At 37.2% G+C, this 15,419-nt stretch carries 15 protein-coding genes and 2 pseudogenes; 4 read left to right on the top strand and 13 right to left on the bottom strand.

Annotated elements, in window-relative coordinates; genetic code table 11:
- The 12 genes and pseudogenes from CER18_RS10255 to CER18_RS04710 all read right to left on the bottom strand — a co-directional run.
- Positions 1-218: pseudogene (locus CER18_RS10255) on the bottom strand (trwi protein); the annotation flags it as partial.
- Between the two features lie 192 nt (positions 219-410).
- Positions 411-1,181 (bottom strand): type IV secretion system protein, encoded by a 771-nt coding sequence (locus CER18_RS04760; protein ID WP_100128930.1) that lies wholly within the window; start codon positions 1,179-1,181, stop codon positions 411-413.
- The gene (locus CER18_RS04755) at positions 1,178-3,649 is read right to left on the bottom strand and encodes a VirB4 family type IV secretion/conjugal transfer ATPase (protein WP_100128929.1); all 2,472 of its coding nucleotides are present in this window, start codon (positions 3,647-3,649) and stop codon (positions 1,178-1,180) included. The genes CER18_RS04760 and CER18_RS04755 overlap by 4 nt, the downstream gene beginning before the upstream one ends.
- A 2-nt stretch (positions 3,650-3,651) precedes the next feature.
- A complete protein-coding gene (locus tag CER18_RS04750) occupies positions 3,652-3,960 on the bottom strand; it encodes a type IV secretion system protein VirB3 (protein WP_100128928.1) in 309 nt (102 codons plus the stop codon).
- Positions 3,961-3,972: 12 nt separating this feature from the next.
- On the bottom strand, positions 3,973-4,284 hold the full coding sequence (locus tag CER18_RS04745; protein WP_100128937.1) for a conjugal transfer protein: 312 nt from the start codon (positions 4,282-4,284) through the stop codon (positions 3,973-3,975).
- Between the two features lie 165 nt (positions 4,285-4,449).
- Positions 4,450-4,731 (bottom strand): VirB2 family type IV secretion system major pilin TrwL, encoded by a 282-nt coding sequence (gene trwL, locus CER18_RS04740; protein ID WP_100128927.1) that lies wholly within the window; start codon positions 4,729-4,731, stop codon positions 4,450-4,452.
- A 55-nt stretch (positions 4,732-4,786) separates the two neighbouring features.
- Entirely contained in the window at positions 4,787-5,104 is a 318-nt protein-coding gene (gene trwL, locus CER18_RS04735; protein WP_100128926.1) for a VirB2 family type IV secretion system major pilin TrwL, read from the bottom strand.
- 45 nt (positions 5,105-5,149) lie between these two features.
- On the bottom strand, positions 5,150-5,464 hold the full coding sequence (gene trwL, locus CER18_RS04730; RefSeq protein ID WP_100128925.1) for a VirB2 family type IV secretion system major pilin TrwL: 315 nt from the start codon (positions 5,462-5,464) through the stop codon (positions 5,150-5,152).
- A 36-nt stretch (positions 5,465-5,500) separates the two neighbouring features.
- Positions 5,501-5,821 (bottom strand): VirB2 family type IV secretion system major pilin TrwL, encoded by a 321-nt coding sequence (trwL, locus tag CER18_RS04725; RefSeq protein WP_100128924.1) that lies wholly within the window; start codon positions 5,819-5,821, stop codon positions 5,501-5,503.
- A gap of 46 nt (positions 5,822-5,867) precedes the next feature.
- A complete protein-coding gene (gene trwL / locus CER18_RS04720; RefSeq protein WP_100128923.1) occupies positions 5,868-6,185 on the bottom strand; it encodes a VirB2 family type IV secretion system major pilin TrwL in 318 nt (105 codons plus the stop codon).
- Entirely contained in the window at positions 6,148-6,447 is a 300-nt protein-coding gene (korA, locus tag CER18_RS04715; RefSeq protein WP_100128936.1) for a KorA family transcriptional regulator, read from the bottom strand. Before korA ends, trwL (CER18_RS04720) begins: the two co-directional genes overlap by 38 nt.
- A gap of 126 nt (positions 6,448-6,573) precedes the next feature.
- Positions 6,574-7,215, bottom strand: a complete 642-nt coding sequence (locus CER18_RS04710) for a hypothetical protein (protein ID WP_100128922.1) — start codon at positions 7,213-7,215, stop codon at positions 6,574-6,576.
- A 742-nt stretch (positions 7,216-7,957) separates the two neighbouring features.
- Between CER18_RS04710 and CER18_RS04700 the strand changes: the two genes are divergently transcribed.
- Positions 7,958-8,245, top strand: a complete 288-nt coding sequence (locus CER18_RS04700) for an H-NS family nucleoid-associated regulatory protein (RefSeq protein ID WP_100128920.1) — start codon at positions 7,958-7,960, stop codon at positions 8,243-8,245.
- A gap of 903 nt (positions 8,246-9,148) precedes the next feature.
- Here CER18_RS04700 and CER18_RS04695 read toward each other — a convergent pair.
- A complete protein-coding gene (locus tag CER18_RS04695) occupies positions 9,149-10,426 on the bottom strand; it encodes a ubiquinone biosynthesis hydroxylase (protein WP_100128935.1) in 1,278 nt (425 codons plus the stop codon).
- 762 nt (positions 10,427-11,188) lie between these two features.
- Between CER18_RS04695 and CER18_RS04690 the strand changes: the two genes are divergently transcribed.
- From CER18_RS04690 to CER18_RS04680, 3 genes and pseudogenes are all read left to right on the top strand, one after another.
- Positions 11,189-13,633 carry an FtsK/SpoIIIE family DNA translocase gene (locus tag CER18_RS04690; RefSeq protein WP_100128919.1) on the top strand — a complete coding sequence of 815 codons (2,445 nt, stop codon included), beginning with the start codon at positions 11,189-11,191 and terminating at the stop codon, positions 13,631-13,633.
- A 738-nt stretch (positions 13,634-14,371) separates the two neighbouring features.
- A pseudogene (locus CER18_RS04685) lies at positions 14,372-14,680 on the top strand (DNA translocase FtsK); the annotation flags it as partial.
- Positions 14,681-14,787: 107 nt separating this feature from the next.
- Positions 14,788-15,396, top strand: coding sequence for a LolA family protein (locus tag CER18_RS04680; protein ID WP_100128918.1), 609 nt, complete (start codon positions 14,788-14,790; stop codon positions 15,394-15,396).
- The last annotated feature ends 23 nt before the right edge of the window (positions 15,397-15,419 follow it).

Genomic DNA, 15,419 nt, shown 5'->3' with positions numbered 1-15,419 from the left:
ATAATGCTTATTCGTATGAAACGGTTTACAAATCCGGAGAGAGGCATATCTATAGCACCGCGAATGATGAGCCATCCATAGATGATGAAAGCGATTGTGATCCCGATTGAGATGAAAGGCGTAATTGTAGCTATTGCTTTTGAGGAAATATCCGTGACATAGGTTTTTGTTATATTCTCAATTTGATTGAAAAGTTGCGTGAACATAGTGAAGTTCATAGCATTCCTCTTTAACAAAACTTCAATTTCTTATATGATTTTCTAAGTATTTTTTGTTGAAACTTTTCCAGGATGGAATTAAATTTTATAAACTTTTTCAGTTTATGAGAAAGAATTAAGTATCATATATTAACTTTTACTTTTTACGAACAAAAAGGAAAAACAATATAAAAAATGCTATCGTAAAAAGCTTTATCTAATAAATTTTATGGTAGGAATTTGTGTATTTTTACTATTCAAAATTCTTACGTTGTGTTTGTCTTTTTGTTGTCTAATAAGTGATTGTTCAGCGTTGCGTAAATGTGCGACCATATATAATTTTGTTGTTTCGTTTTGAATCATTGCTAACGTTCCCATTATATGTGATTGTAACTCCGCAATGCTTTTTAGATCCTGTGTTTTTTTTATTTCGCTTAATAGTTTTTCAATGTATTCAAAACGATTTTTTGTTTCTTGAAAAGCTTGTAAGCTTACAGCTTTATCTACAAAGGATGCATATTGAATACGCTTAACGATAATATCACGAGATTCTTGGAGAGAGTCAGGAGTTCTTTCTTCTTTTAAGATACTTTCAAATGACTGAGATATAGCCGAATGGATGCCTTTATTATAAATAATCTCTGGATTTTTAAGAAAAAAACTGCTTTGATCTGTTAGTAGCTCTGTGGGATTTTTAATACCCAGTTGTCGATTTCCCGTTATAGATTGGTGTATTTTTTTTGTTTCTTCAAGTTGTTTCTTTGCTAACTCGATGAGATCTTTAGGGCGTATAATTATTTTCTTTTCTTGTGGAGGAGTTGGCTTTGATAGGTTTGAAGATGAACTTCCAAAAATACTCGAAAGACTCGGCAGTGTTGGAACTGACGCTCGTAAATCTGCTGCTCCGGCTCCCCAAATAGCCATTGCTGGCTTTGAGATCCCTAAAATCATTGCTGCTGCTATTGAAATGACCTGTTTCTTCATGTTTCCCTCCTGTCATTTTTTGCGTGCTGTAAAAAAATTGGTAACCATATTGCCGGATCATCACCAACTTCCATGATAATTCTTTCGACCAATTCTGCGTTATCAGGTGTACCTGATAACACCAAAAGCTCATCACTAAAATCATGTTCGATGGTTTCTCCATCGCTTGTCATATGGAACTTACCGAGATTTAGTTCTGCAAGTGCAGATTGATCGCCCTGCTTAATGAGAAATTGGCGATTAAACTCACCAAGCCCTTTAACGAGTTCAAATTCGGTGTCTGTTAGTTTAAAACCTTTTGTATAATCTTCATAATTTGCTTTGGGGTTGGCTAGAAAAATGTACGTCGCGCATTGCTGAATGAGTGTTTTGGCAATATTACTGTCCAAAGCATCGCTAGGCTCTTGTGTTGCATAAACGAAAATACCATTTTGTTTACGGATAGTCTTTTGTTTATTCTTTGCTAAATCTTCAAAATATGGGTCTTGCAACGGTTTCCAAAACTCATCAAAGATATACATAAACCGCTGCCCGCTAATCATGCCTTCTGTGCGGTAAAGCAGATACATCATCACTGGAGTACGAGTCTCCATATTGTCTAAGAATTCTGTAATATCAAAGCCATAAATTTGATGTGTAGAAAGATCAAGAGCATCATGAGGATTATCAAATAACCATCCATAATCACCACCTTCACACCATTTCAGTAAGCGAGCGTGAACAGATGGGGGCGCGTTATAATCACCTAAATGTGGATTTGGTAAAAATTGCACCAGAAAAGACAAACGGCGGAGCGATGGGTCAATGTTGCTGCTCATAACAGATGTAACAGCTTTGTTAATTTCTTCCTCGTCGTGATGTGTAACTTCGCCACCCGCTTCTGCTAATTTTTTAACAAATTGTTTTAGAAAAATCAGATTGTCTTGTGTGGGAGGAAGTTGAAATGGATTAAAGCCACTTGCTCTACCAGGCTTAAATGTTAGATATTTTCCGCCCATCGCTCGAATAGCAATTTCCATACCACGATCTTTATCAAAAACAACTGTTGTCGGCTTAAATTTTTGCGCTTGTGCTAACAAAAAGCCGAGCAGCACAGTTTTACCAGATCCGGATTGTCCGATCAGTGCGGTATTACCGAGCAACCGTTTATCAGTCGAATCTTCTTCAAGTTTGGAAGCGTGAAAATTAAAATAAAGCGGTGTTTTACTGGTTGTTTTAAGAATTGTGACGGCCGGTCCCCATGGATTACCAGTGGGTTTTCCGGACATAAAATTATGAAAAGATGAAAATGATAAAAAGTTCAGTGATGTAATTGGAGCAGGACGTGGTCTCCATTTCCAATTTCCAGGAAGTTGTGCCCAATAACCAGCCTCTATCGCTAAATCTACAGGTTTGGGCAATACCGCAACATCTAGTAATGCAGCACTTGCTTTGGCCATATGGTCGCGAACTTGTTGAATTGTATCCCCATATATGGTCAACGTACAATGATGCTCTCCCATGACAAAATGGCCACTGATAAGTTGATTGAGTGCTTCGTCAATTTGTTCAATTTGGCTCGTTGCTACATCGCGTGCATCAATAAGATTACGTTGATGTCGCTGTAAATAGTCTTTAGCAGCATGTCGGGAGAGCACCGAAAAGCTTTGCGTCAATACGAATTCGAAGTCACTTTCCAGCAAGACATTTAATTGTCCTGGTTTAGTTGTTGCGTCGTATTCTTTGATTTCCAGCATTCCAAATCGACGCACTCCACTGGTTGTTCTAAGTTCACCAAGAGCACCCCATTTTGAGAAAAAAGGTCGATTAATAGACATATAGTCAGCAAAACGATCATGGCAAATGGGCATAGGACGATACTCACCATTAACAAGTATTCCAAGGAATTCAAGAGCAGAAGAATAAGCGTGCCCATTTTTCTCATAAGCACCAAGAAGTTCTGCACCATAACGCTTTAGCGATTGGCCTAAAGTACGATTGATGTCATTGAGTTCTTTAATACATAAATCTTGTCGCATCTTTTTTTGATCAAACGCTTCACGTTCATGTTTAGAAAAGAACGACATAATTTTATCTGCTATTGGTTGGAAAACGACAGTCAGATATAAATCATTAACCATCAGGTTATAACCAGTAAAGCTCTGCCGATATTTTTCATCAAGCTGATAGCAAAACATTTGATCAAATGTTGAATCAGGATACTCATAAACACGGCGACGCACAATATGCGTCCAAAATGATAAATTGGCGGATGCAATACCCCGTAGAGTATTGTTAAGCTCTCTTGTCCATTGAAAAATATCTTCTTCTGAAGCACTTTGATGCGAGCGTCCGTCAATCTTCCAAATCGACAAATATTCCGCATTCTTAGTAGAAATAATCGTATCTGTAATGTGATGTGAATAAGGAAGAAACAGGCTTACAGGTGTCTCTGATACGAGACGTTTGCTGCTTTCAACAGCTGTCATTCTTATCTCCTTTTATTATAATTAGAGGGACTATAACTTGATGCGCCCCAAAAGCCTTTATTGCGATTGCGAAATTTGGTATCAATCCATAACCACCAGATACGAAACGCTTTATCATCGTTTTTGGTGATTTGCGCCATAATGAACCATAGTGGCGGCGCCATAATCCACAAAAAGATATTTATTGTCATAGCAATAACAGCGACTCCCATAACCATAACGATAAGCGGCATCATAGGTACACCCCACATTGTTGGAACACGTGTTGCTCCCTTGAATAAAGGGAATTCTCTTTTTTCTTGTGACTTCATGGAAAGCTCTCGTTATTGGATGTAAAATAGTATGTGGCTGAGATAGAAAGCTGCACCAGCAATAAAGACACTGAATGCCCATCGTATGAACGTCGCTCTTGCGATGATACGAAGTATATAGATAAGCAAAAGAAATAAAAAAATGATAGCAGCAGCGACAGGAATAACCATACTTAATCCATATTGCACACCTATAAAAACATTTAAGCTCTTTGTTTCTGTTTCAGCATATGCAGATTGGGTCATTAGGAATACAATTGAAGGGATAATAATGGCACCAATCTTATTGCACATTTTCGTTTGAAGAATGTTTGATTGTTTCATATTGTTTATTACCATTTCAATTAAAGTTATTATGAAAAACATTTCTTTTTATAGTATACGCAGCATTATTATTGATATAAGCTTACAATCGATAGATGTTTAAAACATTCTGTGTTTTATTAATCATGGTTGATTCCAAGGAGCTTGGAATAACATCGTGGCAAGCTAGGTTGCTGATCCAGCAATGATAACGCCAATTGCCCACCGTACAAATGTATCTTTTTCAATATAACGCCCTGTATAACCAATTGCTAGGCACAAAAGTATGAGGGCAGCAGCAACAGGAATAATTTTAGTAGATAGTTCTGTTTGCAGAGCAGTTAAAACCCTGTTAGCATTCCCTAGGTCTGCATACGTAGGATGAGCCATAAAAAATGCAATTAAAGCTGCAGAAATTGCGATGATTCTGCTATTATTCTTTGATTGAAAATGCATTAATTTTCTCATGTTTTCACTCTTATTAATGTTCTTACGAACACTTTAATTTTCTTAATAACTGGCTTCAATTAGGCTTAAATAACATATTAGCAATCTGGACTGCTGATCCAGCAATGATAACGCCAATTGCCCACCGTACGAAAGTATCTTTTTCAATGTAACGCCCTGCATAACCAATTGCTAAACACAAAAGCATAACGGCAGATGCAACAGGAATAATCAAATCCAATTGTTCCTTAAATTTTTCTAAAACCTCTTTTGCTTTAGTTAAATTTTGCGCTTGCACAGATACAGGACATGTTACGAAAAATGTCGTTATAGCTGCAAAAATTACGGTGACTTTTTTATCATTTTTTGACTGTAGATTATTTAACATTTTCATTTTACTCTGATATTTTTATAATAATATTCGTATTGTATTTCATTGTTACTTAAGTAACATGGTAGCAATTTGAGTTGCAGAGCCTGCGATGATAACGCCGATTGCCCAGCGTACAAAAGTATCCTTTTCGATATAGCGTCCCGCATAACCAATTGCTAGACACAAAAGCACAACGGCAGCGGCGACAGGAATAATTTTTTCAGTGAGCTCTTTTTGAAAACCTTCTAAAGCTTTTTGAACTTTTCCTAAAGCTAGATCTTGAGCATATACAGAATTACTCATGAGCAAGACAGTTATAGCAGCAGAAATTGTAATGACTCGATTATTATTCATATGCTGAAAATTAATTAACTGTTTCATATAATTTAACCCCAAAGAAATATTTCATGTTTAAATTTATCCACCATTACCTTTAAACAATAAAGTTGCGATTTCGGCTGCTGAGCCAGCAATCACAACACCGATTGCCCATCGTACAAAAGTATCCTTTTCGATGTAGCGTCCCGCATAACCGATCGCTAAGCACAAAAGCATAATGGCAGCGGCGATAGGAATAATCCCCATTAATTGAGTCTTGAAGGTCTCTAAAGCTTTTTTTGCAGGGTCTAAATTTTGTGCTTGGGCATATATGGGATGCGCTAGAAAAAAAGCAAAGGCTATTGTAACGATTGAAATAGGTTTATTAACCACTGTTTGAAGAATATTTAATTGTTTCATACTGTTTATCCAAATTTAGAGTATAGTTGGTGTGAACGTTCTATTTTTATGGTTTTGTGAATAACATATTGGCAAGTTCAGCTGCTGACCCAGCAATGATAACGCCGATTGCCCAGCGTACGAACGTATCTTTTTCAATGTAACGTCCTGCATAACCAATTGCTAAACACAAAAGTATAACAGCAGCAGCTAGAGGGATAATTTTTCCCAATTCCTCTTGGAATTTCTTTAAAACCCCTCCTATGTTTCCCAAACCCTGCGCTTGGGCCAATACAGGATCGGTCATAAAGAATACAGTTAAAGCTGCAGAGATTTGAGTAGTTTTATTACGAACTATTGTTTGAAGAATATTTGATTGTTTCATTTTTTTCGTCCTCTTTAAGATTAAAACTTCCACAAATAACCCCTCTCTCATGAAGAAATTTAAAGAGATATTTTGGATCTGCCCAAGTTCTTAATTTTCCTCTCTGTGTAAGAAGCGTATACTTATGAGGTTTTCCGGTGATCGGATCATCGGCAACAAACGTAAAATACCATTCCCTTTTAGAGCGCATGACAATTGTAATCTCACGTGCTGCTTTCTGATTAAATGCTATATCAACGCTGTTTTGTTCTATCATTTTCATTTTTTTGCCCTCAATTAGAATAGATCCCATCCAATCTTACTAATTAGAGCTTTAATATTCCTTTATCTACCTTTCATTGTAATATCCCATCAAAATTTCAGTTTTAATTTGTAAAAACACCCGCCATCACTCTCTCGGTGTCCTCAATGAAGAAGAATCCTCCGTTGTAAAAGCATCACTGGTACTGCTTGCTTTATGTGTAAAGGCATCTGCTAGTTCTTCTTGAGAAAGAGGAAGAGATCCAATCTCAGTTGTATGCTCTTGTTCTTTTTCATCAATTTCCATAGATTCTTGCGATGCTTTATCAGCTACAAGTAGGGCAATTTTTCTTTCAAAAAATGAAGAAATCTTCTGCATATAAGAGTTATTTAAATTTACCGTATTGTAGAAACTTAATGCGGACTGCAATATATCATTTTTAGAATTGTATACAGATGTTATTGGCTCATAACGATAAGCTAAAGTATTTTTTCCAACTTTAGGATTTCTGTAAAAATCAAATGGATCAAAAAAAGAAAAGCGCTTCACACCTTCGACATCAATTTGCTCCAAGTTTGCGTCAAAATTATGGTTACTTTGTTTCAATTGTTCACTTGTTGCGATTGTTTCTTTACGAGGAAATGATTGATAGGACCAGTTATCTCTATCATCTGTTACATAGATATTAACACTGTCCTGCAATTCTCGCCCGACGAGAGCTGAAAATTTTGTGGGATGTGTATTGGATATGTATGCAGCAGCAAACATTGCGAAATCTGGGACAATCATCAGCAATACACCTCATTATGAAGAATTCTATTGATAGAAATGCCAATTCTATGTGACGCTTCTTCTTGTTGTTGTTCGATTTTATAAATTTGCAGGATGAAATTGTTTAGCTTAGAATATTCTTTGTAATTATTGTCTTGTTCTCTTCTAAGAATATTTCTAATATATACGAGCGCCCAACAAACAAAATCAATGTGTGGGACGGAATAGAATATATTACGCCGATGAATACTACTGGAATTACGAAAAAAAACGTACGTTTTAAGTAATAATGATCTTTGAAATCTCATTGAAGTTGTTTGTTTTATATAACTTTTAAATTGTAAAAAACTTTTCAAAGAGCATTTAAACGAAGTGAAAATTTGTTTTATAGGAGGGAATTCCTTACTGTTATAATAAATTACACCACCATTATACCGAGAGGACTTGTTCTTTGTTGCATATTGCCATAGTTTATAGAGTGATGATTTATATTCACTTTTGACTACTGCTTCATGAGTGGCAGGAAAGTGTGATGGCGTTTGCGCACTGTACTTACCAGTTCCAGTGACTGAACTGAGAAAAGGTGCATTGATGGTAGTTGACATACCAGTAAACAGTTCTTTGTAGTCCAAAGCACATCTCCGTCAAAGTGATATATTTATCGTAATTTTAATTTCGATAACAAATAGACAAAAATCGTCTATAATTGTGTTTAAAATATGGCGAAGGGCAATTCTTTTTTGCAAGGGGAGTAATTAAGGTGAATAATCTCAAAAATATGAATTTTGATGAACTACAAGAGATGCGTATACAAATCGATATGGAATTGAAAAAACGGCAAGCAAAAGAAAAGCAAAATGCACGACGAAAAATTCTTGAAATTGCTAATGCCCATGGAATTGATATCGCTGATCTTGTGAGCAAAGAGCGTCATTATAGGAATCCCAATAACCAATGGGAATTATGGAATGGGCGTGGACGGAGACCTAAGTGGATTAAAGAGTGGTTGGAGAATGGGTATACACTTGATGAACTCGAAGTAACGTGACAAATGTGCGATATTTACAAGATAATAAGGGAATACCAAGAGATATGAATGTGAGAAATCGCTCTTTTGGGTAATTTCATATAAAAATATAATGCATGGATGTGTTAAAGTATTGAGTGATCAAATAAAGTGATGAGAGAGCATGAACAAAAATATCTCAATACAAAAAGAGTTATTGCCATAAGCTGGTCTTATCATTATGTTTGCTGGATTGGGGTGTTATAATTTCTTTTGGCCTTTCGGAAAGGGGGCACTTTTTACCTCTTTTTTATAGTTTTACTTAAACGTTGCCCTTTTTAGTCTATGCAAATAAATGGTTTTATTGATTTTTGGCACAAAGGATTGAAATCAGAAGAGTTTATTGCGTAAGCAGAACGCCACACCATTGTTTGACAGCCCCAATTTGTGATAATCCTTGGTACAAGGGATGTGTCGAATGAAAGGTTTTGCTTCCTTTCTTTAATCATTTTTTATCTATACGCTCGTCCTATTTGTGGCGTGCAAAGGGTGATTTTGATTGCTTCAACAGGAAAGAGATTAGAAATGAGGGTATTTGCGGCTTTTAGCTCTCTCATTTAATATGGGAACAATAAATTATTCGTTATAAGTTGAAGGGATATCTGATAAAGAAAGTCTTGTTTATTTTGTTATGCCGTGAAAGAGTATCATTTGAAGTGTGATAAGATTGCTTTCATGATATGTTTTTAGTACGCGGTGAATATTTTTACAGTAGGCTTTCTTGTCTTGTCTATGGTTAAGTGAAATACGGAAGGGGGAAGTTAAGGGAAACTTACGCGATAAGAATCCAGATTGTTTACAGGCTGGAGTGAATGAAAGTTTTTGTTTTTTGAGGACAAGGAAAGCTGCTAAAGGTTATAAAAGTGAAAGGGTATGAATTTTTGCTTAAAGCGGGAAACCGTTTAGGAGACGCGGCGCATTTGGGGTAAGACCAGCAGCTTCTTGAATGAAGTATTTTTTTATTTTTGGCGTTTGGTTGACGATTCCAAGACCGGTATCGCGAAGCATCCGTAAGAAAAGGTTATCGTTGGAAAAGAGTTTATTAAGCCAATCATTGCTTAAAGCCATACGGACAATTTCAAAACGTCTCCAGCTTTGATAGCGCTCTAAAGCGGTGAGGGAGCCGATGTCAAGGCCCAAACGTGCTGTTTCAATAATCACTTCAGCAAGGGCAGCGCTATCGCGTAATCCTAAATTGAGTCCTTGTCCTGCAATGGGGTGGATGGTATGGGCAGCATCTCCAACAAGAGCAAAACGAGGCTTAATACATTGGCGTGTTAAAGAAAGATTTAGCGGAAAAGCTTGACGCTCACCATTCCAAGAGAGTTTTCCTAATCGATGACCAATGCGTCTTTCAAGTTCTGTTTCAAAAATAAGTGCATCAGCTTTGAGGTAATATTGCGCAGTTTTATGATCTTCATTCCATACAATGGCGGATCGGTTGCCTTTGAGAGGGAGAAGAGCGAAAGGTCCAGCAGGTAAAAAATGTTGAATTGCTTGGCCATTATGGGGTTTTTCATGTTCAACTGTGCAGATGATTGCTGTTTGTTTATAGGCATGAGAAAAGTTTTTAAGACCTGCTTTTTGGCGTAATTTTGAATGGGCTCCGTCGGCTGCAATAAGCAATTTTGTTTGCCAAACCTCTTCATTATTTAAAGTGACAGTTGTATGTTGGTTGTCTTGATGAAAATCAATAACACGCGTGTTTGCCATAACAGGGATATCGAGATCTTTGACACGTTTTTTTAAAGTGTTGATGAGTTCTCTATGTTCTACCATAGTTGCAAAAGGTTCACCGGGGGTAATGTCGCCTTCAAAGGTTAAAAGAATGGGTTTAACAGGATCACTTGTGCTTGTATCTGTGATGATCATAGAATGAATAGGTTGTGCATAGGGTTGTATAGGTTCCCAACATTGCAATTGTTTTAACATACGAACAGAAGCAGCAGCAAGGGCAATGGTTCGTATGTTAAAAGCAGGAATGTCTTCTTGTGGAGAAGCATCAACGATTTTTATTGTCAGAGTAGGGGCTGTTTGCTTGAGTGCTATTGCCAGTGTTAAACCGACAGCTGCTCCTCCTGCAATGAGAAGATCACATTGGTTGGTTTTATGAGATTTTGTTTTTTTATTGGGTTTTACATCTTTATGGTGATTAGAATACACAATGCTTCTTCCATTATTTAAGGGGCTTCTTCCATTGTTTAAAATTTGTTTGCTGTTAAAAAGCATATTGTTCTTTAAAATTATCTACAATATTTTAATTTTTACTTCTCTCCCTGCTTTACAAAGATGAGGATTCTTTTTGGACGAGATGTCTTTTTAGTGTCAATCGGATGACAGATGAGCATTTTAGAGCTCTTTTGCTTTATCTTGTGTGACTCACTTTACAGATTTATCGGATCAGCCTTTTTTGAATATCCTCTTCTATCCTTTTTACACTTGGTTGATAGAAAAGAAAACCAAAATTAGACAAAGATGGGAATGGATTTTTTAATTTTTATGAATGTTCTTTAATCTTCTTGTCCTGAAGGGGATACATCGAGGATGATAGATAAAAAATTGTGTTCATTCGTAATGGTTAAAACGGTGTTAATATTTTACTGTTACCAAGGTATAGCGTAATCTTCTGTTTAGGAGAGTGATAGATCCTGTCATAAACTTTACACATGAGGTGTTTTTTTGTTGTTCGTGTGATAAATACTTTAGGATAGGGCTTTTTTCGTGCTTTATGCAGGATTGTTCCTTAGGATGGTGGGATATGAACGATGTGAAGTCGCAAGAAGGGAGAACGCGTTAGATTAAGAAGTTGGATTGTTGACAGATGACTGTTTACAGATCGGCGCTGAGTGTAGCTTCGTTCTTTTTTAGGAGGGGAGGGAGTTATAACTCTTTAAAATATGAAAGTTTTGTATTTGGGATTAATGGATGCACCGCAATTCTTCTCCTTATGATTCATTGGAAGCGCGAGATTCTCAAGGTTTTCGGCTTGTTGAGATGTTTTTACGCCAGATTGGTGTATTTATTGGCCTTGGGCTTTTCGGCTTTATTATCTTTTGTGCGTTTGCTTTGGCGACGTGGAATGTTGCCGACCCCTCTTTAACCCATGCAAGTACAAATGAAGTTACAAACCTTATGGGGTGGTTGGGGGCGATTTTTTCAGATTTTATGATGCAATTTTTTGGCTTGGCAAGTCTTGCTGTTTTGTTGCCACCATTATTTTGGTCTTTTCTCTTGCTGGCACAAAAGAATGTCTACAATTTGACTTGGCGCTTTTTTTTGTGGGTGGCATCAACGATTTGTTTTTTAATGGCTTTTTCCCTTATGACACCTGTTGCTTCTTTTACTTATTGGCCATTGCCCATGGGGTTGGGAGGGGTTTTAGGAGATAAGGCTTTAAGTATTGCTTCTTCAATTTTTCCTCTTTTTCTTTCTCCATTTTATACGGTGCTCTTCAGTGTTGTTTTTATCCTTTTAGGTTTTTTCACGGCTGCTTTTGCGGGTAATGTGATATGGCGGCGTCAAACAAAGAAAAGAAAAGAAAAAAGCATTCCGAAAAACGAAATCATTAATCCGGCCTTTGAGATGGAAGAAGATATGGAATATGCTGCAGAGGATGATCGTGAGAAGCATGGTTTTTTTGCGACAACTTTTGGTGCTCTTTTACATCTTTTTTATTTTTTACAAGCGCGTTTTTTTCGTTTTTTCTGTTTCAAAAGGCCTTCTCAGAGTAAGGGGAAAAGCAAGTCATTTGATCGGATTGAACCAACTTTTTTGGATGAAAAAGAAAAGTGTGAGGAAAATAAAAATAAAGCCTATGCTTCTTCTTCTGTTAAAAGTCGAAAGTCTTTAGCCATTTCTTCAAATGGTGGTTTTGTTCTTCCACTTTTGGATTACCTATCGGTTCCACCACCGTCTGTAAGAGATGCAAAACTTTCTCCTGCTGCTTTAAAAGCAAATTCGCAGGAACTTGAAGGTGTTTTGTTAGATTTTGGGGTCAAAGGAAAAATTATCGATGCTTGTCCTGGACCTGTGGTCACTTTATACGAATTCGAACCGGCTGCTGGCATTAAGTCTTCTCGTATCATTAGTCTGGCAGATGATATTGCGCGCTCGATGCGTGCGATTTCTGCGCGTGTTGCTGTGGTTCCAGGGCGCAATGTGATTGGAATAGAATTGCCCAATGCAAAGCGTGAGATGGTTTATTTAAGAGAGATTGTGCAAGCGCAGGAATTTGTTGAAAGTAAAGCAAAATTAGGGCTTGCTTTGGGCAAGACAATTGGGGGGGAAGCTGTTATTGCGGATTTAGCAAAAATGCCGCATCTTTTGGTTGCTGGTACAACAGGATCGGGAAAGTCTGTTGCTATTAATACAATGATTTTATCATTGCTTTATCGTATGACGCCTGAACAATGTCGTCTTATTATGGTGGATCCGAAAATGCTTGAACTTTCGGTTTATGATGGCATTCCCCATTTGTTAACCCCCGTGGTGACAGATCCTAAAAAAGCAGTGACTGCACTTAAATGGGCTGTTCGTGAAATGGAAGAGCGCTACAGTAAAATGTCAAAACTTGGTGTTCGCAATATCGACGGGTTTAATGCGCGTCTCAAAGAGTCAAAGGGTCAAGAAGAGACAATGGTGCGCACCATTCAAGTGGGCTTTGATCATGAGACTGGCGAGCCTCTTTATGAGACGGAAACACTTGATTTTAGTCCTATGCCCTATATTGTTGTCATTATTGATGAAATGGCTGATTTGATGATGGTCGCTGGTAAAGATATTGAAGGTGCGGTTCAACGTTTAGCACAAATGGCACGTGCCGCTGGTATCCATGTGATTATGGCGACACAGCGTCCTTCTGTTGATGTTATTACTGGGACGATTAAAGCCAATTTTCCTACACGCATTTCTTTTTCCGTGAGTTCAAAAATCGATAGTCGAACAATTCTGGGCGAACAGGGAGCCGAGCAATTATTGGGACAAGGAGATATGCTCTTTATGATGGGAGGAGGACGTATTCAGCGTGTGCATGGGCCTTTTGTTGCGGATGATGAAGTGGAGCAGGTTGTTGCGCATCTTAAAGCGCAAGCACGACCTGATTATTTGGAAACAATTACCCAAGAAGTTGAAGAAGATGGTGCTGATGTTGCTTCAGCTTCTCCTTCAGCAGATGATCCCTATAGTCAAGCTGTTGCTATTGTTCTTCGTGATCGTAAGGCTTCAACCTCTTATATTCAACGCCGTTTAGGGATTGGGTATAACCGTGCTGCAACATTGATTGAGAGGATGGAAGAAGAAGGGATCATCAGTCCAGCAAACCATGCAGGGAAACGAGAAATTTTAGTTCCTGCTGAAGAAGAGCGCTTTTAAAAAATTTTTATAATCGTTTTTTTAAGCATATTTTATAAAACAGTTCATTATCTTATCGTTGTAAAAAGCCTGTATCATCCTATACGAGCTCTCAATGTTGTGATAACTCCTTGGGGTTTAGACTCTTCATAAGCGGTATTCTTTATCTTATATAACTTTATTTACGCGCCAGCTTTTCTTATAACGTGCAATAAAATGACTTGAATTGATTTAATTTGAGAAAGAATATGATGAGAAAATCTTACGGTATTTTGCGTTATGGTTTAAGTTAAAAAAATTATAATTTATTATAAATCAATATTTTGATGTAAAATAGCGTCATTGTGAGTGTGGAGGGATAAAGGCATGCAAGGCTTGATATTTAAGTGTTTTTGCTGTTCTCGTCATTTGATCTCACAAACAAACCAGTTGCGCCATGTGGCTTGTGGTCTGCTTTTAGGGTAAGGCTTGTCTGTATAGCCTTATGGAAGATGAACTATATGAGGTAGAAAGCCAAGTAAAACCTGCTAAACTTCAAACTATTTACAGACCGGATAGGATGAAAACTTTTATTCTTTTTGGTGGTGTGGAAGTTAAAAAAAACGTTTTTACTCCTTAAAAGAACTTTCGGTTTGTGAACAATATGTTTAATCCGTTCGTGTATTGACTATCACGCATATTGCTTCAAAGATTAGGGGTGGGGAAGGGATATATTATGCGTTTAGAAAATTGGCAAAAAAGTAAAAAATTGGGATGCTTTTGGAAACTCAAAAGCAGACTGATTGTTTGGAAACGATATCGTAAGAAATTGCAAGAAATAAAGAAGAATGTTTCTTTGGCTTTTTCTTTAGCAAATGATGCCTATAGTCAAGCTGTTGCAATTGTGCTTCGTGATGGTAAAGCTTCATCTTCTTATATTCAACGCCGTTTTTAGGGATTGGTTATAATCGTGCCGCAACATTAATTGAGAGGATGGAAGAAGAAGACATCATTAGTCCAGCAAATCATGCCGGGAAACGCGCAATTTTGGTTTCTGCCGAAGAAGAGCGCTTTTTAAAAATCTTTTGATAATTTTTTCAAACAATATCTTTATCTTATAAAGCAGGGTATTTATTCATCATTGATGGCTTAATTATAATGATAAAGTCAGTTCGATATTGTTTGGGAGCATTTTTATGAAAAAATCTTTTTTACCGCAAAGAAGAGTCTTTGGGTTTGCGGGGGTTCTTATCTTTTTGTGTTTAACTTTTCCTGCTTTTTCGCAAACATCTAATAAGGTGGCAAAGGCACAGAATATTGCCAATCACTTTGCGGCAATCAAAACAATGACAGGCGACTTTATTCAATTTAGTCCAAAGGGAAAAATGTCTCAAGGAACATTTTATCTTGAGCGTCCAGGAAAAATTCGCTTTATTTACAAGAAAATGCCTTTACAGATCATTGCAGATGGTCAATTTGTGGGCATTAACAACCGAGCTTTAAATACTTGGAACTTTTCACAACTTTCGCAAACGCCAATGAAGTTTTTGTTGGATGATAAAATTGATCTATCATCTGGGCGTTTGTTGGCGTTTCGCGAAGATCCAGGGGCAGTAACGATTGTTCTGCGTGATAGAACGATTGGGGCAGGGCAAATAAGAATGGTGTTTGATTCTAAAAGCTTTGCTTTGCGGCAGTGGACAATTGTTGATCAACAAAACTTGGAAACTACGGTGCAGATTATGAATGTGCGAACAGGCGTTCGTTTTGTTCAGGGCATGTTTACACTTCCTTCGAAGAAATGAAGCAATAGTATTACGTCATTGGG

The sequence above is a fragment of the Bartonella tribocorum genome, from assembly GCF_002777915.1.
Classification (GTDB): domain Bacteria; phylum Pseudomonadota; class Alphaproteobacteria; order Rhizobiales; family Rhizobiaceae; genus Bartonella; species Bartonella tribocorum_A.
The sequence above is the reverse complement of the archived record's forward strand: the minus strand, read 5'-3'. Positions and strand labels throughout refer to the sequence as shown.